This is a genomic window from Agromyces cerinus (assembly GCF_016907835.1).
Classification (GTDB): Bacteria; Actinomycetota; Actinomycetes; order Actinomycetales; family Microbacteriaceae; genus Agromyces; species Agromyces nitratus.
Genome location: NZ_JAFBCT010000001.1, coordinates 3,565,135 through 3,589,869, shown reverse-complemented (window position 1 = coordinate 3,589,869; position 24,735 = coordinate 3,565,135). Strand labels below are relative to the sequence as shown.

Annotated in this window: 21 protein-coding genes; 10 read left to right on the top strand and 11 right to left on the bottom strand. The window is 70.2% G+C overall.

Going from position 1 to position 24,735, the window contains the following annotated elements:
- The first annotated feature begins 392 nt into the window (after window positions 1-392).
- The 4 genes from JOE59_RS16755 (at window position 393) to JOE59_RS16740 (ending at window position 4,224) form a co-directional block, all read left to right on the top strand.
- The gene (locus tag JOE59_RS16755) at window positions 393-869 is read left to right on the top strand and encodes an Lrp/AsnC family transcriptional regulator (RefSeq protein ID WP_204462492.1); all 477 of its coding nucleotides are present in this window, start codon (window positions 393-395) and stop codon (window positions 867-869) included.
- Between the two features lie 114 nt (window positions 870-983).
- Window positions 984-1,868 carry an ABC transporter ATP-binding protein gene (locus JOE59_RS16750; RefSeq protein WP_204462490.1) on the top strand — a complete coding sequence of 295 codons (885 nt, stop codon included), beginning with the start codon at window positions 984-986 and terminating at the stop codon, window positions 1,866-1,868.
- Window positions 1,865-2,995 (top strand): ABC transporter permease, encoded by a 1,131-nt coding sequence (locus tag JOE59_RS16745; RefSeq protein WP_204462483.1) that lies wholly within the window; start codon window positions 1,865-1,867, stop codon window positions 2,993-2,995. The genes JOE59_RS16750 and JOE59_RS16745 overlap by 4 nt, the downstream gene beginning before the upstream one ends.
- Window positions 2,996-3,150: 155 nt before the next feature.
- Window positions 3,151-4,224, top strand: coding sequence for a threonine aldolase family protein (locus JOE59_RS16740; protein ID WP_204462480.1), 1,074 nt, complete (start codon window positions 3,151-3,153; stop codon window positions 4,222-4,224).
- Between the two features lie 65 nt (window positions 4,225-4,289).
- On the opposite strand, the gene JOE59_RS16735 is transcribed toward JOE59_RS16740, so the two are convergent.
- Together JOE59_RS16735 and JOE59_RS16730 are read right to left on the bottom strand one after the other, a co-directional pair.
- The gene (locus JOE59_RS16735; RefSeq protein WP_204462478.1) at window positions 4,290-5,801 is read right to left on the bottom strand and encodes an APC family permease; all 1,512 of its coding nucleotides are present in this window, start codon (window positions 5,799-5,801) and stop codon (window positions 4,290-4,292) included.
- Between the two features lie 135 nt (window positions 5,802-5,936).
- Window positions 5,937-6,491 carry a TetR/AcrR family transcriptional regulator gene (locus JOE59_RS16730; protein WP_204462476.1) on the bottom strand — a complete coding sequence of 185 codons (555 nt, stop codon included), beginning with the start codon at window positions 6,489-6,491 and terminating at the stop codon, window positions 5,937-5,939.
- A gap of 172 nt (window positions 6,492-6,663) precedes the next feature.
- Between JOE59_RS16730 and JOE59_RS16725 the strand changes: the two genes are divergently transcribed.
- Together JOE59_RS16725 and JOE59_RS16720 are read left to right on the top strand one after the other, a co-directional pair.
- A complete protein-coding gene (locus tag JOE59_RS16725) occupies window positions 6,664-7,257 on the top strand; it encodes a nitroreductase family protein (protein WP_204462474.1) in 594 nt (197 codons plus the stop codon).
- A 258-nt stretch (window positions 7,258-7,515) separates the two neighbouring features.
- Complete coding sequence (locus tag JOE59_RS16720) at window positions 7,516-11,214, top strand: discoidin domain-containing protein (RefSeq protein ID WP_204462471.1); 3,699 nt, start codon at window positions 7,516-7,518, stop codon at window positions 11,212-11,214.
- An 88-nt stretch (window positions 11,215-11,302) separates the two neighbouring features.
- Here JOE59_RS16720 and JOE59_RS16715 read toward each other — a convergent pair whose 3' ends face one another.
- On the bottom strand, window positions 11,303-12,568 hold the full coding sequence (locus JOE59_RS16715; protein WP_204462469.1) for an MFS transporter: 1,266 nt from the start codon (window positions 12,566-12,568) through the stop codon (window positions 11,303-11,305).
- A 143-nt stretch (window positions 12,569-12,711) separates the two neighbouring features.
- Here JOE59_RS16715 and JOE59_RS16710 point away from each other — a divergent pair, with 143 nt between their 5' ends.
- Window positions 12,712-13,218 (top strand): MarR family winged helix-turn-helix transcriptional regulator, encoded by a 507-nt coding sequence (locus JOE59_RS16710; RefSeq protein ID WP_204462466.1) that lies wholly within the window; start codon window positions 12,712-12,714, stop codon window positions 13,216-13,218.
- A gap of 41 nt (window positions 13,219-13,259) precedes the next feature.
- On the opposite strand, the gene JOE59_RS16705 is transcribed toward JOE59_RS16710, so the two are convergent.
- The 4 genes from JOE59_RS16705 to JOE59_RS16690 are packed head-to-tail and all read right to left on the bottom strand — an operon-like array spanning window position 13,260 to window position 16,950.
- Window positions 13,260-13,733, bottom strand: a complete 474-nt coding sequence (locus tag JOE59_RS16705; RefSeq protein WP_204462464.1) for a heme-degrading domain-containing protein — start codon at window positions 13,731-13,733, stop codon at window positions 13,260-13,262.
- Complete coding sequence (locus JOE59_RS16700; protein ID WP_204462462.1) at window positions 13,730-14,779, bottom strand: zinc-dependent alcohol dehydrogenase family protein; 1,050 nt, start codon at window positions 14,777-14,779, stop codon at window positions 13,730-13,732. Before JOE59_RS16700 ends, JOE59_RS16705 begins: the two co-directional genes overlap by 4 nt.
- A gap of 53 nt (window positions 14,780-14,832) precedes the next feature.
- Window positions 14,833-16,404: a carboxylesterase/lipase family protein gene (locus tag JOE59_RS16695; RefSeq protein WP_204462460.1), complete on the bottom strand. Its 1,572-nt coding sequence runs from the start codon at window positions 16,402-16,404 to the stop codon at window positions 14,833-14,835.
- 42 nt (window positions 16,405-16,446) lie between these two features.
- Complete coding sequence (locus JOE59_RS16690) at window positions 16,447-16,950, bottom strand: aromatic ring-opening dioxygenase LigA (protein ID WP_204462458.1); 504 nt, start codon at window positions 16,948-16,950, stop codon at window positions 16,447-16,449.
- Between the two features lie 115 nt (window positions 16,951-17,065).
- On the opposite strand from JOE59_RS16690, the gene JOE59_RS16685 reads away from it, so the two are divergent.
- Window positions 17,066-18,340 (top strand): MFS transporter, encoded by a 1,275-nt coding sequence (locus tag JOE59_RS16685; protein WP_307837099.1) that lies wholly within the window; start codon window positions 17,066-17,068, stop codon window positions 18,338-18,340.
- 54 nt (window positions 18,341-18,394) lie between these two features.
- On the opposite strand, the gene JOE59_RS16680 is transcribed toward JOE59_RS16685, so the two are convergent.
- The 3 genes from JOE59_RS16680 to JOE59_RS16670 form a co-directional block, all read right to left on the bottom strand.
- Window positions 18,395-20,563 (bottom strand): ATP-dependent Clp protease ATP-binding subunit, encoded by a 2,169-nt coding sequence (locus tag JOE59_RS16680; RefSeq protein ID WP_204462454.1) that lies wholly within the window; start codon window positions 20,561-20,563, stop codon window positions 18,395-18,397.
- Window positions 20,564-20,727: 164 nt separating this feature from the next.
- Window positions 20,728-21,540: an ABC transporter permease gene (locus JOE59_RS16675; protein ID WP_204462446.1), complete on the bottom strand. Its 813-nt coding sequence runs from the start codon at window positions 21,538-21,540 to the stop codon at window positions 20,728-20,730.
- Complete coding sequence (locus JOE59_RS16670) at window positions 21,533-22,540, bottom strand: ABC transporter ATP-binding protein (RefSeq protein WP_204462444.1); 1,008 nt, start codon at window positions 22,538-22,540, stop codon at window positions 21,533-21,535. The genes JOE59_RS16675 and JOE59_RS16670 overlap by 8 nt, the downstream gene beginning before the upstream one ends.
- Before the next feature lie 92 nt (window positions 22,541-22,632).
- Between JOE59_RS16670 and JOE59_RS16665 the strand changes: the two genes are divergently transcribed.
- A complete protein-coding gene (locus JOE59_RS16665) occupies window positions 22,633-23,343 on the top strand; it encodes a TetR/AcrR family transcriptional regulator (RefSeq protein WP_204462442.1) in 711 nt (236 codons plus the stop codon).
- 54 nt (window positions 23,344-23,397) lie between these two features.
- On the opposite strand, the gene JOE59_RS16660 is transcribed toward JOE59_RS16665, so the two are convergent.
- A complete protein-coding gene (locus tag JOE59_RS16660; RefSeq protein ID WP_239560345.1) occupies window positions 23,398-23,886 on the bottom strand; it encodes a hypothetical protein in 489 nt (162 codons plus the stop codon).
- A 108-nt stretch (window positions 23,887-23,994) separates the two neighbouring features.
- Here JOE59_RS16660 and JOE59_RS16655 point away from each other — a divergent pair, with 108 nt between their 5' ends.
- Window positions 23,995-24,696: a YceI family protein gene (locus JOE59_RS16655; protein ID WP_204462438.1), complete on the top strand. Its 702-nt coding sequence runs from the start codon at window positions 23,995-23,997 to the stop codon at window positions 24,694-24,696.
- The last annotated feature ends 39 nt before the right edge of the window (window positions 24,697-24,735 follow it).

The following is a 24,735-nucleotide window of genomic DNA, read 5'->3' as shown; positions in this document are numbered from 1 at the left end:
GCACGCATACGTTTCATATTCCTTCGCTGATGAGTCGGACATGTGATGCAGAACTCGGATCTCTAGCAAGGGAACATGATGAGGAGATGAATAGTCAACAACGAAGATACGATTCGTATCGGAATTTACCGAACGGCAACAATCCGCATGATCTGTTCCGGGTACGGCGATAATCCGAGATACACGCGCTCTCATCGGAAAATTGCCACTCTCATGGCATCACAATCAACCCGGAGCACATCTGCCGCGCATCGCGGAGGGGGCTGCTCGATCCTCAGGTCGGTCGAGCCGGGCTCCATTGCTCCAGGCTGAACATCTGAACCCTATCTCATGCGTCGAGCGAGACGAACCCGCCGAGGCCCTCGCCGGTTCCGAGCACTATCGTGGAGCGCATGAGCGACCCGGCCGCGACACCCCGTCTCGACAACGACATCGACCAGCGCATCGTCTCGGCGCTCGCCGCCGACGGACGGACGACGCTCTCGACGCTCGCGACGCTCACCGGCCTCTCGACCTCGGCCGTGCAGTCGCGCGTGCAGCGCCTCGAGCAGCGCGGCGTCATCACCGGCTACCGTGCGGTCGTCGACCCGGATGCGGTCGGGCTGCCGGTCTCCGCCTTCCTCGAGATCTCCGTGCTCGACCCCGCGACGGTCGGAGACCTCGGCGACCGACTCGGCGCCTACCCCGAGATCGAGTCCTGCTACGCGATCTCGGGCGACGCCGGCCACCTCGCGGTCGCCCGGGTGGCGACGACCGCCGACCTCGCCGACCTGCTCGTGCGCCTGCGCACCTCCCTCCCCGCACAGGTGCGCGCGACGATCGTGCTGCGCACCCTCTTCGAGGCCCGCCCGCTCATCCGCTCGGCCTGAGCCCCCACTCGCGGCGAGCGCCTCCCCCGCACGGTTGAGTCGGGAGCGGTGCGGCGTCCGAGAACCCGCCGCACGACGGATGCCGCGAGCGCGCGACATCCGTAGCGTGTGGGCATGCTCGAACTCCACGACGTCACCAAGCGCTACGGCGAGCGCCTCGCCCTCGACCACGTGAGCTTCACCGTCGGCGACGGCCGGCTCACCGGGTTCGTCGGCGGCAACGGCGCCGGCAAGACCACGACGATGCGCATCATCCTGGGCGTGCTCGCGTCCGACGGCGGCACCGTCGCACTCGGCGGCCAGGCGCTGACGAGCGCCGACCGGCGTCGCTTCGGCTACATGCCCGAGGAGCGCGGGCTCTACCCGAAGATGCGCGTGCTCGAGCAGACGGTCTACCTCGCCCGGCTGCACGGCTGGAGCGCGGCCGCCGCGCACCGCAACGCCCTCGAGCTGCTCGAGCGACTCGGCCTCGGCGAGCGCACGAACGACACGATCGAGTCGCTCTCCCTCGGCAACCAGCAGCGGGCCCAGATCGCGGCGGCGCTCGTGCACCGCCCCGAGGTGCTCGTGCTCGACGAGCCGTTCTCGGGCCTCGACCCGATGGCCGTCGAGACGGTGCAGGGCGTGCTGGCGGATGCCGCGGCATCCGGCGCCCCCGTGCTCTTCTCCTCGCACCAGCTCGACATCGTCGAGCGGCTCTGCGACGACCTCGTCATCATCGCGGGCGGGCGCATCGCCGCGGCCGGCAGTCGTGACTCCCTCCGTGCCGAGCACGGCTCCGACCGCTGGGAGCTGCTCACCTCTGGCGATCTCGGGTGGCTGCGCCAGCAGCCCGGCATCCGCGTCGCCGACTTCGACGGCGGCTGGGCCGTCTTCGAGGCCGAGTCGGATGCCGCGCGGCAGGCCGCCCTCGCCGAGGCCGTCGCCCGCGGCGACGTCATCAGCTTCACCCGCGAGCACACGACGCTCGCCCAGATCTTCACGGAGGTCGTGCAATGACTCTCGACACCAGCGCGTCGCGCACCAGCAGCACCGACGACGACCGCCGCGCACCCGGCTTCGTCGAGACCGTCAGGCTCATCTCGGGGCGCGAGATCACGATGCGCATGCGCAGCAAGGCGTTCCTCATCTCCACGGGCGTGCTCATGCTCGCCGTGCTCGCCTCGGTCGTGCTCGGCAGCATCTTCGGCTCCCAGTCCGAACTGCCGAAGGTGGCGGTGGTCGCCGGCGCGACCGACGTCGTCGAGGGCAACCCGGCGCTCGAGGCGGTGCCCGCCGCCGATCAGGACGCCGCGGAGCAGATGCTGCGCGACGGCGACGTCGAGGCGATCGTGGCCCCCGCGGCATCCGAACCGCTCGGCATCGTGGTGCTCGGGCTGGAGTCGACGCCGAACGAGGTCGTCTCGGCGCTCTCGGTGAGCCCGACGGTCGAACTGCTCGACCCGGCCGCGGTCGACCCGATGCTCGCGTACTTCGTGGCGTTCGGCTTCGGCATCGTGTTCTTCATGTCGGCGCTCACCTTCGGCACGACGATCGCGCAGTCGGTCGTCGAGGAGAAGCAGACCCGCGTCGTCGAGATCCTGCTCTCGACGGTGTCGGCGCGCGCGCTGCTCACGGGCAAGGTGATCGGCAACAGCCTGCTCGCATTCGGGCAGATCCTCGCGATCGCGGTGCTGGCACTGCTCGGGCTCATGCTCACCGGCCAGCGGGTGCTGCTCGGCGGGCTCGGCCCGTCGGTCATCTGGTTCATCGTGTTCTTCGCGATCGGCTTCGTGATGCTGGCCGCGCTCTTCGCGGCGACGGCGGCGCTCGTCTCGCGGGCCGAGGACATCGGCACGGTCACGACGCCCGTGACGATGCTCGTGATGATCCCGTACTTCCTCGTGATCTTCTTCAACGACAACCCGACGGTGCTCGCGATCATGAGCTACGTGCCGTTCTCGGCACCCGTCGGCATGCCGATGCGGGTCTTCCTCGGCACCGCGGAGTGGTGGGAGCCGTTCGTGTCGCTCGCGATCCTGCTCGCCACCGCGGCGCTCGCGGTCGTGATCGGCGAGCGCATCTACCGCAACTCGCTGCTGAAGACGGGCGCGCGCGTGCCGTGGGGCGAAGCACTGAAGGGGTGAGCACGGGGCTCTCCTCCTTCTTCACACGCACCACCCGCCCGCCCGCACGAGGCGCGAACGGACGCGTGTTGTCGGAATCCAGCACCCGATTCCGACAACACGCGTCGTCTCGAGCGCGCGACGCGGAGCATCCGCGGCAGTGCGAGGATGGTTCAGTGACTGAACAGCTCCACGACACCACCGTCCGCGGCTTCGCCTCCGACAACTACTCGGGCGTGCACCCCGAGGTGCTCGCGGCGATCGCCGCCGCCAACGACGGCCACCAGGTCGCCTACGGCGAAGACGTCTACACCGAGCGCCTGCAACAGGTCTTCGCGCGGCACTTCGGCGAGGGCGTCGAGGCGTTCCCCGTCTTCAACGGCACCGGCGCGAACGTCACCGGGCTGCAGTCGATGCTCCCCCGCTGGGGCGCCGTGATCTCGGCGAGCACCGCGCACATCAACTCCGACGAGGGCGGCGCGCCCGAGCGCGTCGGCGGCATCAAGCTGCTCACGGTTCCCGCACCCGACGGCAAGCTCACGATCGACCTCATCGACCGCGAGGCATGGGGCTGGGGCGACGAGCACCGCGCCCAGCCGCTCGTGGTGTCGATCACGCAGACCACCGAACTCGGCACGGCGTACACCGCCGACGAGGTGCGCGCGATCGCCGACCACGTGCACGAGCGCGGCATGGCCCTGCACATGGACGGCGCCCGCATCTCGAACGCCGCGGCATCCCTCGACCTCCCGCTCCGCGCCTTCACGCGCGACGCCGGGGTCGATGTGCTGAGCGTCGGCGGCACCAAGAACGGCGCGCTCGGCGCCGAGGCCATCGTGGTGCTGAACCCCGAGGCATCCGTGGGCCTCAAGTACCTGCGCAAGCTGAACATGCAGCTCGCGTCGAAGATGCGCTTCACCTCGGCCCAGCTCATCGCGCTCTACGAGGGCGACCTCTGGATCGACAGCGCCCGCCACGCGAACGCCATGGCCCGGCGCCTGCGCGACGCGCTCGACGCTGGCATCGCGGCCGGCGAGCTGCCCGGCCTCGGCTTCTCGCAGCAGACCCAGTCGAACGGCGTCTTCGCGACGCTGCCGGCGGGCGTCGCCGACCGGCTGCGCGAGCGGTTCCGCTTCTACGACTGGGATGCCGCGCGCGGCGAGGTGCGCTGGATGTGCTCGTTCGACACGAGCGAGGCCGACATCGACGCGTTCGTCGCCGGCATCCGCGAGGAGCTCGCCACGGCGTAGCGCCTGGCTGGTAGCGCCTGGCGGGCCGAGCCGGTCGGGTCGCTCCGACCGGCTCGCCCCCGACGCTACTCGGGCGCGAGCACCTCGGTGTCGCGGTTGAGCGAGCGCTTCTGGAAGTAGTCGCGCGACCCCGGGAAGAGCGCCCACACGAACATCAGCACCACGCCGAGCAGGAGCGAGCCGATGCCGACGATGAAGGCGCCGCCGACGCCGGCGAGCTGCGAGTAGCCGTAGTCGGGGTCGAGCATGTCGATCGCCGACTGCACGAACGCCCACGCCATGAACAGTCCGCCGAGCAGCGGGAAGACGAGACGGTAGAACACGTTCCGCCGGCTGGCGAAGAGGGTGCGGCGGAAGTACCAGACGCACGCGAAGCTCGCGATGGCGTAGAAGAACGCGATGGCGAGACCCATCGAGAGCAGCGAGTCGGCGAGCACGTCAGTCGAGACGAGGTTCATGCCCGCGTAGTAGACGATCGCGATCACGCCGACGAGCGTCGTCGAGAACGTCGGCGTCTTCGATGCCTCGCTCACCTTCGCGAAGCGGGCGGGCAGCGCCTGGTAGACGCCCATGGCGAAGGTGCCACGGGCGGTCGGCAGGATCGTCGTCTGCGACGACGACAGCGCCGAGATCGCGACGGCGATCACGAGGAACCAGCCGAGCGGACCCATCGCCATGCCGGCGAGCACCGAGAACACGTCGTCGGCGTGCGCCTCGTTCGCGAGTCCCGTGCCGGTATCGCCGAGGCCGGCGTACATCATGGCGACAACGGTGATGCCCACGTAGGTGATGAGCAGAATGACCGTCGTGAGGGTCGCAGCGCGACCTGGCGTGCGACGCGGGTCCTTCGTCTCCTCGGTCAGGGCGAGGCAGGTGTCCCAGCCCCAGTAGATGAAGAGCGCGAGCAGGATCGCCTGCACCATGCCGGTGCCGTCGGCGAGGAACGGGTTGAACCAGTCGAGCGACACCGGGGTCGGGTCCGGGGCGCTGCCGTTGAAGAAGCCGATGAGGCAGCCGACGACGAACACGGCCATCGCGAGGTACTGGATCACGAGGAGCACCTGCTGCATGCGCTCGCCGATCTCGACGCCGCGCAGCGACACCCAGGTCATGGCCGCGATGATGACGCAGCCGAAGCCGGTGACGATGAGGCGGTTCTCGGCGAGCGAGCCGTCGCCGATCAGGGTGAGCAGGTACACCGATGCGATCTCGGCGAGGTTCGCCATGACGAGCACGCCCGCGACGGCGATGCTCCACCCCGCCATCCATCCGGTGCGCGGGCCGAACGCCTTCGCCGCCCAGGTGAACACCGTGCCGCAGTCGGGCACGTCGTTGTTGAGCTCGCGGTAGGCGAAGGCCGTGAACAGCATTGGCACGAAGGCGAGGATGAACGCGATGGGCGCCTGCGCACCGACGGCGATGATCACGTAACCGAGGGTCGCGGCGAGCGAGAACAGGGGCGCGGTCGAGGCGATGCCGATGACGGTCGAACCCCACAGTCCGAGCTTGCCGATCGCGAGGCCCTTCGTGGGCGCGGGATCGATGGCGGGTGCTGTGCCGACCGTTGGAGTGCTCATCAGGTACCTTCTCGCCCTCGAGGATGGAGACGCGTGCGGGCGGGGCCGACAGGCGCGAGGTCCAAGTGTACACAGACCGACCAGACGGTCGGTCACGGATGCGTCGTCACGATCGCGTTCGCGCGGGAGGACCTCTCAGGCCGCGTCGCCGCCCGACTGCATCGCCTCGAACGAGACGATCAGCTCCTCGACGTGCTCGACGGTGAGCACGTCCTCGCCCACCGGCAGGTCCATGAGCGCGTTGTGGTTCATGCCATCGCCCGCGAACAGCACCATGCGCGCGAGGCGCTCATCGCCCGTTGCAGCGGCGAGCACGTCGAGCCACCCGCGGCGGCACTCGCGGAGCACCTCGAGGGCCGCGTCGTCACCGGTCTGCGCGATGCGGTACGCGGCCTCGATGAGAAGCTCGAGCTCGCTGTCGCGGTCGAGCGACGACACGATGTAGTACCGCACCACGCCCTCCGGCGCGGTGCGCATCTCGTCGGCGTCTCGGCGGGCCTGCGCGCGCAGCTCGATGAACAGCGCCGCCTGCAGGGCGCTCACCGAGGCGAAGTGGTGCAGCGCGCCCGACTTCGAGAGGCCGGCCCGACTCGCCACGCCCTCGAGGGTCGCACCGCGGATGCCGCGCTCGACCATGAGATGCGTGTAGGCCGAGAGCACTCGGGCGGCCGGACCCTCGAGGGTGATCATCCGCCCATCGTACGAGGGCGGCGACGCGTGCCGATCCAGCCCGAGCGCCCGGCCCTGACCGGTGACCGCGTCATCGGGGGACTTTCTGGGAATGCCTCACAGGTCTATGCGTTGCAATGGACTGGGACGACGGCGCCCCGTTCCTGTTCCCCCTCTCGAAAGCTGGCGCACCATGACGCTCGTCACCGAACTCACATCCCGCAAGGCCGACACGACCGCCCCGCTCATCGACCCGCTGGTCGACCGCTGGAGCCCCCGCGCCTTCGACCCGAACGCGGTCGTCGACGCAGAGACCCTGCGCACCGTGCTCGAGGCGGCCCGCTGGGCGCCGTCGGCGAACAATTCGCAGCCCTGGCGCTTCATCGTCGCCCGCCGCGGAACCCCCGCGTTCACGACCGCGCACGACGCGATGCAGGGCTTCAACCAGGTCTGGGCCGACTCCGCGGCCGCACTCGTGCTCAACATCGCCGAGACCGCGGACGCCGAGGGCAAGCCCCGCCCGTGGGCACGCTACGACCTCGGCCAGGCCGTCGCGCACCTCACCGTTCAGGCGCAGCACGAGGGTCTGCACACCCACCAGATGGGCGGCTTCGACGCCGCCGCGCTGCACGCCGCGTTCGACCTCGCCGACAACCTCGAGGTCGTCTCGATCACCACGATCGGCGTGCTCGGCGACGTCGACGCGCTGCCCGAGGGGCTCCGCGAGCGCGAGAGCGCCCCGCGCCTGCGCAAGCCCCTCTCGGAGCTCGTGCTCGTCGGCGAGTAGCACCGAAGATCCTCGGCCCGAGCGCCGCGAGTCGAGATCACGACTCGCGGCGCTCGATCGTGCGGCGGCCGGATCGCGTCGGGTCGTCGAGTACGCGGGTGAGCCCGGTCCCCCGCCGAAACGATCTTGACACCCCGCGTGCCCCCGGGTTAGCCTTCCCGCAACCGTTCTGACAGCGTTGTCATGCAGAGTTGTACCGACATGACTCCTGTCGATCCACACGTGGCACCCCGAAGGCCGCTGAATCCAGGAGACACCATGGCCCGCTCCGCCCCCACGCCCGCTCGCCACGCGACGACGCCCCGACGGCGCCGCGCCGTCGGCCTCGCACTGGCGGCGGCCCTCGCCGCACCGCTCGCCGCCCTCGCACCCGCCGCCCTCGCACCCGCAGCCCAAGCATCCGCCGCTCCCGTCGTGCAGACCGCCTTCGGCGCCCCAGACGAGATCGCGGCCGACTACTACGCCGCTCTGCTGCGCCACACGCGCTGGGTCAACACGGTATGGGACCCGGCGATCAACGCGTACCAGTTCAAGGACTTCAACTTCGCGGTCGTGCTCGGCAACGCCGTGATCGTCACGCACGGCGAATACGACGCCGAGATCACCGGTATCTCGAAGGACCAGCTCACTCAGCGCACGATCGACACGATCCGCTACTACGCCGCCAAGAACCGCTTCGTCGACCCGAACGGCACCTGGGGCAAGAAGATGTTCTGGGACTCCACGTTCCAGTCCTACTTCCTCGACGCGGGACGCGTGCTGTGGGATCAGCTCGACGCCACGACGCAGGAGAACCTCGAGACGATCGCCGTCGGGCAGTCGGCCTACACGTCCGACCTCGACTACGGCAACGACCCGCTGTCGGGCTCGTGGACAGCCGACTGGCCCACCGGCAAGCACGAGGGCGACACCGCGCAGGAGGAGGCAGGCGTGTACACGCAGGCGCTCGCGCCCGGTCTCGCCTGGGCACCCGGCCATGCCGATGCTGCTCGCTGGAACAAGCAGCTCGGCGACTGGGCGCGCAACGCCGCCGGCCAGCCCACCGCCGACCTCAACAACCCCGCCGTCGTCGCCGGGAAGCCGGTGTCGACGAACACGCTGCAGACGATCTACGACACGTACCTCGTCGAGAACCACGGGTCGTTCGGCCCGCACTACCAGTCCGACATCTGGCGCTCGGGCGGGCGCAACGCGATCCAGTTCATCCTGAACGATCAGCCGATCCCCGAGTACCTGAAGCACCAGCCGAACTCGGCCGAGCTCTGGCGGTCGATCAAGATGGTGATGTCGAATCAGGGCGAACCGTTCATGCCGATGGTCAACGACCGCGAGTACCTCTATGGCCGCGACGTGATCCCGATGGCCTTCCTCGGCCAGGTGCTGCGCGACCCCGACGCCGTGCGCGCCGAGGCGAACATGGCCGCGTCGCTCGAGGCCTACCAGGCGTACGCGCCGGTCGACCGGCTCGCCAAGTTCTCGGGAGAGCCGAAGTACGAACCCGAGGCGCGCGCCGAGATCGCGATCTCGTATCTGCTGCACGTCGAGGCCGCCGAATCGGCGGAGGGGGTCGTTCAGGCTGCACCGCAGGACGAGTTCTTCGCCCGTCTCGCCGGCGTGCGCGACTTCGGCGCCGGCCCCGGCCTCACGGTGCAGCAGTCCTCGAACGCGTGGGCGGCGGCATCCAGCAAGAAGGGCTTCCTGAAGTTCCCCTGGGTTCCGGGCCATGACTCGTGGCTGTTCGCGCTGTCAGGCGCGACGCCGTACCTGTACCCGAACTCCGCAGCGACGGTCGCCGACCGGCACACGAGCACCTATACCGGCCCGCGCGACGGCTTCGAGGGCACGGCATCCGTCTTCCGGATCGGCGACGGCTACGCGGGCCAGGTGACGCTGCCGAGCGGCGCGGCGCTGTACGCCTCGACCGGCGCCGGCTGGCAGGACGGCACCGTCTCGGTGCGCAACCTCGACCTCGGCGGCTACAACGGCCTCGACGGGTCGCGCACGTATTACACGGCCGAGGGGTCGGCCACCGACACCCTGCCCGTCGTGACGCCGCCGAACCCGGCCGATGCGAACGCCGCCCGCATCGACGACCTGTCGTTCGACCCGGTGTCGGCGCGTTTCGTGCGCATCCAGGGCCAGCAGGGCAACGCCCGCTACGGCTACTCGCTGTACTCGGTGCACGCGTATGGCACGGATGACGAGGCCACGACGGACCTGGCCGCCGGGCGCCCCGCGACCGCATCGAGCGAGGACCCGGCCCGCCGGGCCTCGACGGTCACCGACGCCGACCCCGCCACTCGCTGGGCCGTCGCCATCGCCGAGCGCACGCGTGCGGACTCGTGGATCCAGGTCGATCTGGGCGCAGAGAAGACCATCGGTTCGGTGCGTCTGGCCTGGGAGGCGAGCGCCGGTGAGCGCTATCTCGTGCAGACCTCGTCGGACGGCCAGACCTGGACCACGCAGACCGCTTACACCGGCAGTGCCGACGCCAACGTCGCACGCCTCGACACGGTCGACCTGACGCCGGCGGGCGCGACCGCCCCGGCTCCGGTCGAGGCGAGATTCGTGCGCATGCAGGGCGTGCAGGGCGACCCCGCCTACGGTTACTCGCTCTACACGATGCGCGCGCTGACGGCGACCGGCGTCGACGCCGCCGCGGGCAAGCCTGCGACGGCATCGAGCTCGGACTCGGGGCGCGCCCCGTCGAGCGTGACCGACAGCGACCCCGCCTCGCGCTGGGCCGTGTCGCGTGCCGACCGCACCCGGGCCGACTCGTGGATCCAGGTCGACCTCGGCGCTCCCACCGCGATCACGCAGGTGCAGCTGGGCTGGGAGGCATCGGCCGGTCGCGAGTACCGCATCCAGGTGTCGGCCGACGCTGAGACCTGGCAGGATGCCGCGAGCTTCCGCTACACCGGGGACCAGGTCACCACGACCGAGGGGTCGTGGCTCAACGTCGAGGGCACGGCCGGCTACGTCGTGCGCGGCGGGCAGGCCCCGATCACCGTGTCGAGCGAGAAGGAGGGGCTCAACACCGTCCGCCTCGGCGGCGGCGACCGTCCGATGCTCGTCGAGATGGTGCCGGGCGACGCCGAAGCGACGGCCGCGCAGGATGCCGCGCCGCATCCGAGCGCCGATGGGCTGCTCGTGAGCTCGCTCGACGGCTACCTCACCGCCTTCAACCTCACCGGCGCCGACGTCACGACCGACGTCACGGTTCCCTACGAGGGCGACACCGTGGCGCTGTACGCCGGCGATCAGGTGCTCGGACGGGATGCCTCCCACCTCACCGTCACGGTGCCTGCGGGCGACGCCGTCGTGCTGGCTCCGCGCGCCACGGTTCCGACCGCGGCCGCGCAGGCGGCCGGCGTCTCGGTATCGGTGCTCGACGGCCGCACGCTGCGTGTCGCGAGGCTCGACGGCGGGGATGCCCGCGGCGAGGCAGCCGGCATCGCCGCCGCGCGGACGCTCGATGTGACGAACGTCGAGACCGGCGAGACGCGGACGCTGCCCGTGGGCAAGCCGAAGGTCGCGGCCGCCGCGTCGTTCCCGGGTGCGACGCCGTTCCCGGTGCCCGACCTGGCGCTGAGCACGCTCACGTTCCCGGCGTCCGTGCTGCCCGAGGGCATGAACTCGCCGCAGCGCGCCGTCGACAACGACACCCGCACCGCGTGGACCCCGGGGGCGAACGGCCGCATGGTCACCGACCTCGGTTCGGCGCAGCCGATCGGCACGGTCACCACGCAGTGGAACGGCGATGGCGCCCCGGCGGCGACCGTGTCGGTGAGCGACGACGGCATCACGTTCCGCGATGTCGGGTCGATCAAGGCCGGCGCGACACGCGGTTCCGTGGTCGTCGAGGCGACCGCGCGGTACGTGGCGCTGACCACCGAGTGGGCCGAGGGCGGCCCGAGTCTGATCGCGCTGCGCGTGCTCGTCCCGGGGGCCAAGTGAGCCGGTGAGCTCGCGGGCGAACGGCGACAGGAGCGCCGCGAGTCGAGATCACGACTCGCGGCGCTCGGTCGTGCGGCGGCCGGATCGCTCAGGCGTCGACCGGGTCGACGATCGAGATCGGCCGCGTCGGCGGCTCGTGCCGCACCGGCGGCATCGCCGCGATCACGCGCTTCAGGCGCCACGCGGCGAAGACCGCGAGCACGCTGAGGGCGAGGTGCATGCCGAGGAACACGTCGCCGAGTCCGGCGCCGAGCAGCACCCCGGCGACGAGGGGTCCCGCCGCGGTGAACGCCGTCTGCAGGGCCGACATCGCGCCGAGCGTGCTGCCGACCATGCCCTTGCGTGCGAGCGAGGCGATGAGCGGGTTCAGCACCGGACTGTAGATCGTCTCGCCGACCGCGAAGATGCCGTAGGTCATGACGAACATCGCCGATGCGACGCCGGGCGCGAGCTGCGCACTCGCGAGCACGAGCCACGCGACCACCCAGATGCCGCCGACCGCCATGAGCAGGGCTGGCGCGCTGACCTTCGCCGTGAGCCGCACGACCACGACCTGCAGGGCCACGATCACGATGCAGTTCACGGCTGCCGCGGTGCCGACCGCCACGGGGTCGACCTCGAGCACGGTGATGCCGAATGCGGGGATGCCCGACTCGAACTGCGCGTAGAACCCGAGCGCGAGCGCGATCATGATGACCGAGGTCCAGCGGAGCGCGGGGTTCGCGAGCACCAGGCGGAAGGCACCGGGGCGTCGCTCATCGCTCAGGCCCGCGACCGCCTCTGCGCCGAACTCCGAACCGCGGCGCGCCCCCCGACCGGCGAGCGCGATGATCGCCGACGACACCGCGAAGCCGGCGGCGGCCATGAGGAAGCCGACATCGAGTCCGTCGTGCCTGCCGAGGTCGATGATCTGCCCTGCCAGGAACGCGCCGGCGGCCATGCCGAGCGCCTCTCCGGTGAACTTGTACGCGAAGACCTTGCGTCGGTCGTCGGTCGACGACCACTCGAGCGCGAGCACCTGCTTGGCGGGAACCGCGGCGGCCAGGCCCAGGCCGAAGAGGAGCATGCCGCCGAGGAAGACCGCGGGGCCGTCGGCGAAGATGAGCGAGGCGGCGCCGACGGCACCGAGCAGCTGCGCGACGACGGCGACGTGCACCGGGTTGTACCGGTCTGCCAGCCTGCCCGCGATCGGCGCGGCGACGAGCGCGCCCACCGAGAAGAGCGACGATGCGGCCGCCGCGACGAGGGCGCCCCAGCCGCGCGTGTCGGCCGCGTAGGCGTACTGGTACGGGAGCACGGCGCCCCAGCCGAGCATGCCGATGCTCGATGCGAGAATGAGCAGTTTCGCGCGCATGGGCACGCCACCTTTCCGGGAGTCGAGGGTCTCGAGTGAGACGGATGCCTCGCCTGCGCGTCGTCGGAGGGGAAGCGATGATTCGAACACGAACTATTCGATATCGAAATATTAGCACTCGAAATAGCGTGCGAGAATGCCCTATGGCCAAACGCACCCCGTCAGCGCAGGAACTGCACCGCCGCGCCGTCGCCACCTACGTCGCCGCGGGCGGCGAGGAGTCCGTGCAGCGGGTCATCACCGCCGTGCAGGGGCTCACGAAGAAGCTCGACCAGTGGTACGTCAGGCAGCTCACCGACCTCGACGTGAGCTCGGGCGAATGGGCTGTCGTCACGTCGCTCGCCAAGGCCGGAGAGGCCCTCACCCCGAGCCAGCTCGCCGAACTCACGAACGTCGCGCCGTCGTCGATGACGCATCGCCTCGACAAGCTCGCCGAGCGCGGCCTCGTCGAGCGCGCGGCCGATCCCGACAACCGCACCCGCATCCTCGTGAGCCTCACCGAGGAGGGCTGGGGTCTGTTCAGTCAGGCGATCCGCGACTCCGACGTCGTCGAGTCCGACGTGCTGCAGGATCTCGGCGACGCCGAACGTGCCGAGCTCGCACGCCTGCTCGAGGTCGTCATCGCGCGCCTCGACGACATCGACGCCTGACCAACCCGCACGGAGATGCCGTAGCCGGCATCACCGACTCGTCAGTCGCCGACCCGGTCCCGCAGATGCGCACGCAACTGCTCGACGACGAGTTCGTGATCGGCCAGCTCGGGCAGCCCCGATACGCCGACGGCGCCGATGACCCCGACCTCGCGGATGCGGATCGGCACGACCCCGCCGTGCGCCGCGAACTCGCGCGGGTCGAGGCGGGCGTGCACGTCGAAGTCCTCGCCCTTCGCGCGGAACTCCTCGCCGACGAGCATCGAAGCCTGCCCGTACCGCTCGACGACCCGGTGCTTGCGATCGAGCCAGGCGTCGTTGTCGGCGGTCGCGCCCGGCAGGGCGGCATGGAACACCCGCTGCGAGCCGAACCAGATCGCGATCGCGACCGGATGCCCCGCCTCGGCGGCGGCAGCTCGCAGCTTCCCTCCGACCACCCAGGCGTCGTCGAGGGTGAACCGGTCGAACTGCAGTTCGGAGGCTTCGGCGACGAGCCGTTCGAGGAGCTCGCTCATGGCCGCAGCAGCACCTTCGTCGCGCGTCGCTCGTCCATCGCGGCGTACGCCTCCGCGGCCTCGGCGAGCGGCAGCTCCAGGTCGAACACGAGCCCGGGCTCGATCGCCCCCGACCGCACATCGGGCAGCAGCTCCTCGATGTAGCCGCGCACGGGCGCGACCCCGCCGTTGACGCCGACGTTGCGGTTGAAGAGCGGGCGCACCGGCAGCTCGGGCCCGCCGTTCGGCGCACCGACGTACCCGACCATGCCGCCGGGGCGGGTGGAACGGATCGCCTGGTCCATCGACTCCTTCGTGCCGACGCACTCGAGCACCCGGTCGGCGCCGATGGCCCCGGTGAGTTCCTGCACCCGGGCCACGCCCTCGGCCCCGCGCTCCTCGACGATGTGCGTCGCGCCGAACCGGCGGGCGAGCGCCTGCCGCTCCGGATGCCGCGACATCGCGATGATCGTCGTGGCGCCGAGTCGCTTCGACGCGATGATCGCGCAGAGGCCGACCGCGCCGTCACCCACGACGGCGACCGAGTCGCCCGCCGAGACGCCTGCAGAGACTGCGGCGTGGTGGCCGGTGCCCATGACATCGGCGAGGCTCAGCAGACCCGGCACCTCGTCGTCACCGACCGGGCCGGGCACGACCACGAGCGTGCCGTCGGCGAGCGGCACGCGCACGCGCTCGCCCTGGCCGCCGTCGGCGAAGCCGCCGACGCGGTCGTCGGAGCCCCACCATCCGCCGTTCAGGCACGAGGTCGAGACGCCGTTGCGGCAGTTCGCGCACGTGTTGTCGCACACGTAGAAGGGGGCGATCACGAAGTCGCCGACGGCGACCACCGCGACCTCCTCGCCGATCGCCTCGACCACGCCGATGAACTCGTGCCCGATGCGATGCGGCTCGTGCGTGGGCGTCACGCCCCGGTACGGCCAGAGGTCGGAGCCGCAGACGCACGCGGCGACGACCTTCACGATGGCGTCGGCACCGGTGGAGAGCACCGGGTCGGGCACGGTTTCGACACGGATGTCGCGGGGCGCGTGGATGACGGTGGCGAGCATGCTCCGAGCCTACGCGCGCTGCCCCCGGCTGCGGCGGTCGAACCTGCCCGGACTCACACGTGCGGCACGAACTCCTGCCAGGCGAGCCGCTTCTCGCGCCTCGGGTCGAGCTCGATGCGGTCGAGCCGGTCGAAGACGAGGGTGCGCCTGACCACCTCGTCGTAGCGCGGCCAGTCGTCGAGCGGGGCGCCGGATGCCGCGAGCGCGACCCAGTGCGCCTGCATGCGCCGCCCGACCGAACGGAACATGCGACGCCCGCCGAGCAGCGTCAGCCCCGCACCGGTCAGCGTGTCGAACTTCTCGAAGAGCGCGAAGAGCTCGAGGCCGTGGGTCGCGTCGAGACCGAGGAGCCGCGGCATCCGCGGGGCCGCGTCGAATCGGTACATGTGCGTCGGCGCGTACCGCGCATGCCGCTCGGCCACCTTCACCGACGGGAACCAGAACGTGAAGTCGCCGGCGAAGTCGGCCGCCGGCCGCCGCTCGGGAAGCCCCGGATACTGGCGCTTGATGGCCTTGCGCGACTTCTTCCTCGTGTTCGCGAAGATCGCGCGGATGCGCGGCTTCGTCGTGGGCAGGATGCTGATGCGCCCCTCGAAGAGCGAGCCCTCGCGATCGTTGGTGCCGATGATGAGCGGCACCCGGTGCGCGAGCCCGTCCCTGAATGCGTCGAGCGGGCGGTGCGGCAGGAACTCGCCGTCGATGACGGGCGCGAGGCTGATCGTGCCGGGATTCTCGTCGGGGGTGCGGATCGTGAGTGCGGTCGTCGCCTCGGCGAGCTGCATGGCGTCTGCGCCGCACAGCATCGCCGCGGCATCCTCGACCGATTCGCTCTCGAGGTCGTCGTCGTCGACCACCCGGCTCAGCAGCTGCACGTACTCGCCGGCCCACCTCGCCGTCGTCTCGGGCAGGTAGACGGCGTTCGCGGGCGAACTCTGCGCGATCGCGCGGGCGAAGAGCCCCTCGGCCGCGGGCACGGTGAGCAGCGTGGTCACCGAGTTCGCCCCGGCCGACTCGCCGAAGAGGGTCACGCGGTCGGGGTCGCCGCCGAACGAGCGGATGTTGGTGCGCACCCATTCGAGGGCGGCGACCTGGTCGCGGAGTCCGAGATTCGCCTCGATCGGGCGCTCGGGCGTCGAGTAGGCGCGGAAGTCGAGCCAGCCGAGGGCTCCGAGCCGGTAGTTCATGCTGACGTAGACGATGCCGTGCTCGCGCACGAGCCGTTCGCCCTGACGGGGGTACTCCCCCGAGGAGCCGACGCTGTAGGCGCCGCCGTGGATGAACACCATGACCGGGCGACCGGGCGACCCGACCGTCTCGGCCGCCTCGTCGGGCGCGATCACGTTGACGCTCAGGCAGTCCTCGCTGCGCACGAGGCCCGGCGCCGCGCCGATGAACTGGCCCTTCCGCTTCTGCGGCGCCACCGGGCCGAACTCGGCGGCGTCGCGCACGCCGTCCCAGCCCGACGCCGCCCGAGGGGCACGGAAGCGGGCATCGCCGCCCGTCGACGCCGCATACGGGATGCCCCGCCAGCAGCGCACGCCGTGCCGGCGCACTCCTCGCACCGCGCCCGTCTCGGTCTCGACGACGAGCGCGCGCTCGGTTCCCACTCCAGCCCCCACCAGCATGTGCCGGAGCCTACGCCCGCCTCATGAACGGACGGGGCGGTCTCAGGCCGCTGCGGGCGGAGCCGTGGCCCTCGCCGACGTTCGCGCGGGCGATGGCACGAGCATGCGCAGCGCCCAACCGAAGAGCACGAAGATCACGCCGACCCCCGCTGCGAAGAGCGCGACACCGAACGAGACGACCGAGGTGAAGAGCGAGGCCCGCAGGAACGACGCGTTCATGACGGTGTCGCGCACCGGGTCGTCCTGGTCGAGCTCGGCGTAGGTCTTGCCGCCGCTCGCCTCGAGGGCGTGCGCATTGATGACGCCTGCCTGGATGAAGGCGTCGATCGGTCCGTCGACGGTCTTGCCCGCGAAGTACGGGGAGTCGTCGGGGATCGTGATGTTCTCGGCTCGGAGCTGGTTCGAGACCCCGATCCAGGCGAGGATCGCAACGACGATCAACAGGATGCCGCCGATCACGCCGGCCAATCCGATCAATCGGATGCCTCGTCGCTGGCCGTGCGTCAGCACGACCTCGCCGATGTCGTCTCCGTTCACTGCAGACATGTCGCCTCCCCCGGGATCGAACTGCTGTCGCCACAGTAGCGCTGCGAGTGGCGGCGGCGGAAGAGCCGGCCCGGGCGATTGGCGGAATGTCGGCCGTCTCCAACAGAATGCTGAAGTGATCAGCGCGAAGACGTTCTGGGGTGCCCTGCCCACCGAGGGCCGGTGGCTGCTGTCGACCGTCGCCATCCAGACGCTCGGCCGGGGGCTCACGCTGCCGTTCACGATCATCTACCTGCACGAGGTGCGGGGCTTCGACCTCGGCCTGTCGGGCGCGCTCATGAGCCTCATCGCGGTCGTCGGGCTCATCGTCACCGGCCCCGGCGGAACGCTCATCGACCGCTTCGGCGCGAAGGCCGTGCTGCTCGCCGGCCTCGTCTCGATGATCGCCGGCTGCACGCTGCTCGCGTTCGCGACGCATCCGGCCGTCGCCGCCGTCGCCCTCGTGCTCATCGGCGTGAACTTCGGCGTCTCCTGGCCCGGGTTCAACGCGCTCATCGCGGCGGTCGTCTCGGGCGACCTCCGGCAGCAGTACTTCGGCGTGAACTTCGCGCTCGTGAACCTCGGCATCGGCGTGGGCGGCATCATCGGCGGGTTCTACGTCGACGTCGACTCCCCCGAGACGTTCACCGTGATCCTCCTCATCGACGCTGCCAGCGCGCTGATCCCCATGGCGCTGCTCCTCGGCCCGCTCCGCCATGTGCGCACCCAGGCCGAGCCGACCGAGGAGTCGGCCGCGGCGGGCGGCTATCGCGAGATCCTCCGTCAGCCCGCCGTGCTGTGGCTCACGCTCCTCACGTTCATCGCCATGTTCATCGGCTACGGCCAGATGGAGGCCGGCTTCCCGGCCTACGCTCGGCAGGTGGCCGAGGTCTCGACCCGCGTGATCGGGCTCTCGTTCGCGGTCAACACCGCGGTCATCGTGCTGCTGCAGTTCACCGTGCTCGCGAAGATCAGCGGCAAGCGGCGCACGCGGGTGATGTGGGTCATGGCCGGCGTCTGGGCGCTGTCGTGGCTGATCCTCGGCGCAGCGGGGCTCCTGCCCGACACCCTCGCCGCGGCGATCGGCGTGCTCGCGTTCATGGGCGTCTTCGCGTTCGGCGAGACCCTGCTGCAGCCGACCGTGCCGGCGATCTACAACGACCTCGCCTCCGACCACAACCGCGGCCGCTACAACGCGATCAACTCGGCGGCCTTCCAGGGCGGAGCCATCGCCGGGCCGATCGCCGCCGGCCTGCTGCTCGACCACGATCTCGACGCCGTCTACATCGCCGTGATGGTCATCGGCTGCCTCGGCATCGGCGCGCTGGCACTCGCCCTCGAGCGACGCATCCCCGCGAGCGCGAACGGCGTGCGAGCTCCCCAGCCCGAGAGCGACGTCGCCGTCGAGTGACAGCAGAACGCGGCATCCGCTCGATGTTTCGAACGGATGCCGCGTGGTGTTCGCTTAGTCGACCGGGACCTCGGCTCGCGCCACCGAGAGCGAGTCGCCGTCAACGGCGAGCCCGACCACGACGGTGTCGCCGTCGCGCACCTCGCCCGTGAGCAGCGCCCGGGCGAGCCGGTCGTCGATCTCGTGCTGCATGAGCCGGCGCAGCGGCCGCGCGCCGTACAGCGGGTCGTACCCGCGTTCGGCGAGCCACGCCCTGGCGTCGGGAGTGACGCCGAGCTGCAGTCGCCGCTCGTGCAGACGCGCCGAGAGCCGGTCGATGTAGAGGTTCACGATCTCGCCGAGCTCGGCCTCGCTGAGCGCGGAGAACACGACGATGTCGTCGAGCCGGTTCACGAACTCGGGCTTGAACGCCTGCCGCACGGTCTGCAGCACGGCCTGCTCCTTCTCGTCCCAGCTGAGGCTCGGGTCGACGAGATACTGCGAGCCGAGGTTCGACGTGAGGATCAGGATGGTGTTCCTGAAGTCGACCGTGCGGCCCTGGCCGTCGGTGAGACGCCCGTCGTCGAGCACCTGCAGCAGCACGTCGAAGACCTCGGGGTGCGCCTTCTCGACCTCGTCGAAGAGGATCACCGAGTAGGGGCGCCGACGCACGGCCTCGGTGAGCTGGCCGCCCTGGTCGTAGCCGACGTATCCGGGCGGCGCGCCGACGAGTCGGGAGACCGAGAACTTCTCGCCGTACTCCGACATGTCGATTCGCACCATGGCGTGCTCGTCGTCGAAGAGGAACTCGGCGAGCGCCTTCGCGAGCTCGGTCTTGCCGACGCCCGTCGGGCCGAGGAACAGGAAGGACCCGGTCGGCCGGTTGGGGTCGCTGATGCCGGCGCGCGAGCGGCGCACCGAGTCGGCGACCGCCGCGACGGCGCGCTTCTGCCCGATGAGGCGCTTGCCCAGCTCCTGCTCGAGGTGCAGCAGCTTCTCGGTCTCGCCCTGCAGGAGCCGGCCGACGGGAATGCCGGTCCACGCGGCGATCACCTGGGCGATGTCCTCCTCGGTGACCTGCTCGTTGACCATGCGGGGCTCGTCGGGAGCCTGCTCGGCCTGCTCGGCCGCCTCGAGGTCGCGCTGCAGCTTGGCGATCGTCTCGTACTCGAGCTTCGATGCCTTCGCGTAGTCGGCCTCGCGCATGGCGCGGTCGCGCTGGGTGATCGCGTCGTCGAGCTGCTTCTTCAGGTCGCCGACGCGGTTCAGCGACATCCGCTCGCGCGCCCAGCGGGCCTCGAGGCCTGCGAGTTCGCGCTCCTGCTCGACGAGCGTCTCGCGCAGCTTCGCGAGCCGTTCCTTCGACGCGTCGTCCTTCTCCTTCTTGAGGGCGAGCTCCTCGAGCTTCATGCGGTCGACCTGGCGCTTCAGCTGGTCGATCTCGACGGGGCTCGAGTCGATCTCCATCTTGAGGCGCGACATGGCCTCGTCGACGAGGTCGATCGCCTTGTCGGGCAGTTGCCGGGCCGAGATGTAGCGGTTCGACAGGGATGCCGCCGCGACGAGCGCCGCATCGGAGATGGTCACCCCGTGATGCGCCTCGTAGCGCCCCTTGAGGCCGCGGAGGATCGCGATCGTGTCTTCGACGCTCGGTTCGCCGACGTACACCTGCTGGAAGCGGCGTTCGAGCGCGGCATCCTTCTCGATGTATTCGCGGTACTCGTTGAGCGTGGTCGCGCCGATGAGCCGCAGCTCACCGCGGGCGAGCATGGGCTTCAACATGTTGGAGGCCGCGACGGAGCCCTCGCCGCCGCCCGCACCCATGAGCAGGTGCAGCTCGTCGACGAAGGTGATGATCTCGCCCTCGGCGTCGTTGATCTCCTTGAGCACGGCCTTCAGCCGCTCCTCGAACTGGCCGCGGTACATCGCACCTGCGACGAGCGCGGAGATGTCGAGCGAGATGAGCTGCTTGCCCTTCAGCGACTCGGCGACGTCGCCCGCGACGATGCGCTGGGCGAGTCCCTCGACGACGGCGGTCTTGCCGACGCCGGGCTCGCCGATGAGCACGGGGTTGTTCTTCGTGCGTCGCGTGAGCACCTGGCTGACGCGGCGGATCTCGGAGTCGCGCCCGATCACGGGGTCGAGCTTGCCCGCCTTCGCGATCTCGGTGAGGTTGACGCCGTACTGTTCGAGCGCCGACTTCTGCTCTTCCTGCGTGCTCGGCGCACCCTGCATGTTGGCCACAGGCTCTCCCTTCGTTCAAAACTTGAGTGTACTTAACTCAACTTTGGCGAGAGGGCTGGTATTCCGGCTTCCGCGCCGAATCTCCCCACCGATCACGCTAGACGGATGCCGCGTGGCGCGCCAGCAGCGGGTGGTGCCAATCTGCTCGACCGGCCCGCGTGGACCTAGCGCCGGCGAACGAGCGCACGGATGGTGATCGCGATGCCGACGGCGCACCACGCGATGAGCACCACGAGGTCTCGGCCGCTGGCCTCGAAGCTGTCGGCTGAGAGCCCTGCCCGCAGCAGGTCGGCCCCGGGGCGCAGCGGAAGGAAGTCGTGCACCGTCTGGAACCACTCGGGAAGCTGGCTCGCGGCGAACGTGATCGGCGAGAACAGCAGCACGAAGAACACGAGCACCTGGGAGACCAGCTGCGCCAGCATCGGCTGGAGGCTCACGGCGATCGCGTAGCCGACCGCGGTCGCCATGACCGTGATGAGCACCGCCGCCGCGATGAGCAGCGGCCAGTTGAACGAGAAGTCGAGGTCGTACCTGAGCCACCCCACGACGATGGCGACGGCGACACTCGGCAGCGCGATGATGAGCCACACGGTGAGATCGGCGACGAACAGGAGCGGGCGAGCAAGCGGCAGCGCGCGCATGTAGTCGAACGTGCCGTCGGCACGAGCACGGGAGACCCCCTGAGGCACGATCACGAGCCCGATGGTCAGGAGCAGGACGGTGGGCGCACCCGTGGCGAGGAACATCGCCGTCGCCGAGTCGATGTCGGGGATGAGGAAACCGAACCCGATGATGATGCCCGCGGCGAGGAGGGCCTGGATGATGATGACGAGCGGCAGCAGGCTGCCGATCTGCGCCAGCGTCCAGCGCAGCAGCGTGATGTAGCTGGTCCAAAGGCTCACGTTCACGCGCTCGGGTATCGACCGCCGTGCCGGGTCGAGTTCGGCGGACGCCGTGTCGATGCGCAGCTCAGACATTCGGGGCCTCCTGTGGGGCGGGAGTGGTCATGGCGTGTGGCGCGGCGACGTCGCTCTCGTGCGAGGTGAGGGCGAGGTACGCGTCCTCGAGGGTGGTCGGCCCGAGCGAGTAGCCATCGAGCCGGTTCTGGGCCCGCAACGCCGTCGCCCACGTGACGGCCGGAGCCGCTTCGCTCGCGGGAACCGTCAACAGCACCCGCCGGCCCGTGCGCACGAGACGCAGCGGGGTGATCGGAAGGCCGCGGCCATCCCCGGTGGGGTCGGACCCGCCGAGCGGAAGCTCGAGTTCGAGGCGGAGGTCGCCGTCATGCGAGCCACGGAGCTGCGCGGGCGACCCGGAGGCGATCACCTTGCCGCGGTTCAGGATGACGAGGTCGTCGACGATCCGCTCGGCCTCGACGACATTGTGGGTGACGAGCAGCACGCCGGCGCCCTCGTCGCCCCGCCGGCGAACGGCGTTCCAGAGCAGGCGTCGCCGCGAGGCGTCGATGTCGTTGGTCGGCTCATCCAAGACGAGCAGCGGAATGGGGGCGACGACGGTCATCGCGAAGGCCGTCAGGCGCCGGATGCCTCCTGACAGGCCCCGACCCTCGGGCAATGCACGCTGATCGAGCCACTGCACGATGTCCAGCTCCTCGGCCAGCCCGGTCGCGGCGGCTCGTGCGTCCCGATTCGACAGGCCGCGAATGCGGCCGGCGATCTCGATCGCCGTTCGCGGTGTCAGTCCGTCGATCGGGGCTTGTGCCTGGGGCTGCATCGCGACGTGACGTCGCACGGCGGCCGGGTCGGCGACCGCGTCAGTGCCGACGACGCGGATGGTGCCGGCATCCGGCCGGAGCAGTCCCACGATCTGCGAGACGAGGGTGGTCTTTCCGGCACCGTTGTGGCCGAGCATGCCGACGACTTCGCCGGGCCGCACTCGCAACGACACATCGTCGTTCGCGACGGCGGTGCCGAACCGGCGGGTGAGGCCGGCGACGTGCAGGACATCTTGGTCCATGAGTTCTCCAAAATACTGTCAGTATCTGAATACCGATGGTATTCAGATACCCAAAGGATGTCAATCCTTCGGTCGCGCCGTATGATCTGTGCATGGCCGCCCCTGCTTCCCCCCGCTCCCGGCAGGAGAGCCAGCGACACACGCGCGACGCACTGGTGCTCGCGGCGCGCGCGGTGTTCGCCCGCGACGGATACCACGGCGCGAACCTCGAGCTCATCGCTCGTGAGGCAGGCTTCTCCAAGGGCGCGGTGTACTCGAACTTCGACGGCAAGGCCACGCTCTTCCTCGCGGTGATGGATGCGAACCTGGAGACGGCGCTCGCCGACGGCTCGTGGGATCTCTTCGAGCAGCCCGACGACCCCGACTCCGGCCGTTACGGGAGCGACGAGGTCGTCGAGGCGATCCGCGGCTTCGCACTCGCGACGCTCGAGTTCATCGCGACAGCCGCACGCGACGAGCGCCTCGCGACCGAGCTGGCGAAGCGAATGGCGCTCCTGACCGACGCCTACATCGTGATCGCCCGGGAGTCCCGCCCCGATGACGAGGTCCTGTCCTCGAACGAGGTCGGAGCGTTGCTCGCGGCGCTCGACCAGGGTGCGGCGCTGCTCACCCTCAGCGGCAGCGCCGCACTCGACCAGCGTGTGGCCCGCGCCGGCATGCGGCGCCTGCTCGACCCGAGCCGCGCGGGCGGATACGAAGACGACGGCACCGCGACCGGACCTGCTTTGCACGACCGGGTCATCCAGCGCAGGATCGCCGACTCGATCGAAGATCAGCTGTCGTCCGAGGAGCGGCGAGAATAGACACCCTTCGCCGTCTCGCCAACCCGCCGTGCGGGCGCACCCGGAGTGGCGTCGTCAGCGCACGACCTCGACGGCGACCACCGTCGTGCGCACGACCCCGGCGGGCGTCGGCGACTCGAAACGCACCGGCATGCCCGGATACGCCCGGGCGAACCAGAAGGTCTCGACCGCGGCATCCGTCTCATCGGGGTCGCGGGTGTCGTAGCGCAGGCATTCGAGCCGCCCGATCGGCAGCTCGAGCGTCTCGTCGCTCAGCATCGTGGTGTCCGCCGGGAAGGCTGCATGACCCTGCAGCTCGAGCCAGGTCACCCGGCCGCTCACGACGTCGCCGTCGACCCCTCCGCCGGGCGCGACGCGCCAGCGTTCGAGCGTCGCGCCCTCGTCGTCGCACCGACTGAACCGGTTGATGCGCTCGAACGTGACGCCGTCGGGTTCCTCGACTCGGATGCGGATCGTCTTGCCGGAGCCGCTCGCGTCGCGGATCTCGTCGGCGGTGAACGGCGTCGGCAGCACGCCCGGCCCGAGCACGTGGGGGTCGCTCATGCACGACATTCTGCGTCATCGACCGTCATCTCGACAGCGTCGCAGCCGATTCAATGCGTACTCATACGTTGATCCGGCATGCTCGAAGTCCGACCCCGAGGAGCAGCAGTGCAGAAGCGCACGAAGATCATCACCGTCTCGATCGTCGCCGGCGTGCTCGTGCTCGGCGCGACCGCCGCCATCGCAGGACCGATCGTCTACCGCGACCTCATCGTCGGCGAGGCCGAGTCGGCACCGTCGGTGACGGCGGCGCCGTCCGCGACGGCCGAGGCGGGCACCGAGGCATCCGATCTCACCGGCGAGTGGATCGTGGCGGACGGGTCATTCGCGGGCTACCGCGTCGACGAGGTGCTGAACGGCACCGACGTGACGGTGACCGGGCGCACCTCCGACGTGACGGGCTCCTTCACGGTCGACGGGCTGAGCCTGACCTCCGCCTCGCTCGAGGTCGACGTCGCGTCGATCGCGACCGACTCGGGCAACCGCGACGAGTACTTCCGCTCGACCGCCCTGCGCGTCGACGAGTTCCCGACCGCAACCTTCGTGCTGACCGAGCCGATCACGGTCGACGCGGCGCCCGTCGTCGGAGAGGTGCAGACGGTGCAGGCGACCGGCGAGCTCACCCTCGCGGGCGTCACGCGGGCGGTCACCGTCGACCTCGACGCGGTCTGGAACGGCAGCGACGGCCAGGTCGCCGGCAGCATCCCGATCACCTTCGCCGACTTCGGCGTCGAGGCGCCGAACCTCGGCTTCGTCTCGGTCGAGCCCGAAGGGTCGATCGAGTTCTCGCTGGTGCTCGCGCGGGGCTGAGTGATTCAGGACGCGAACGCGACCCCGCATCGGCGCCAC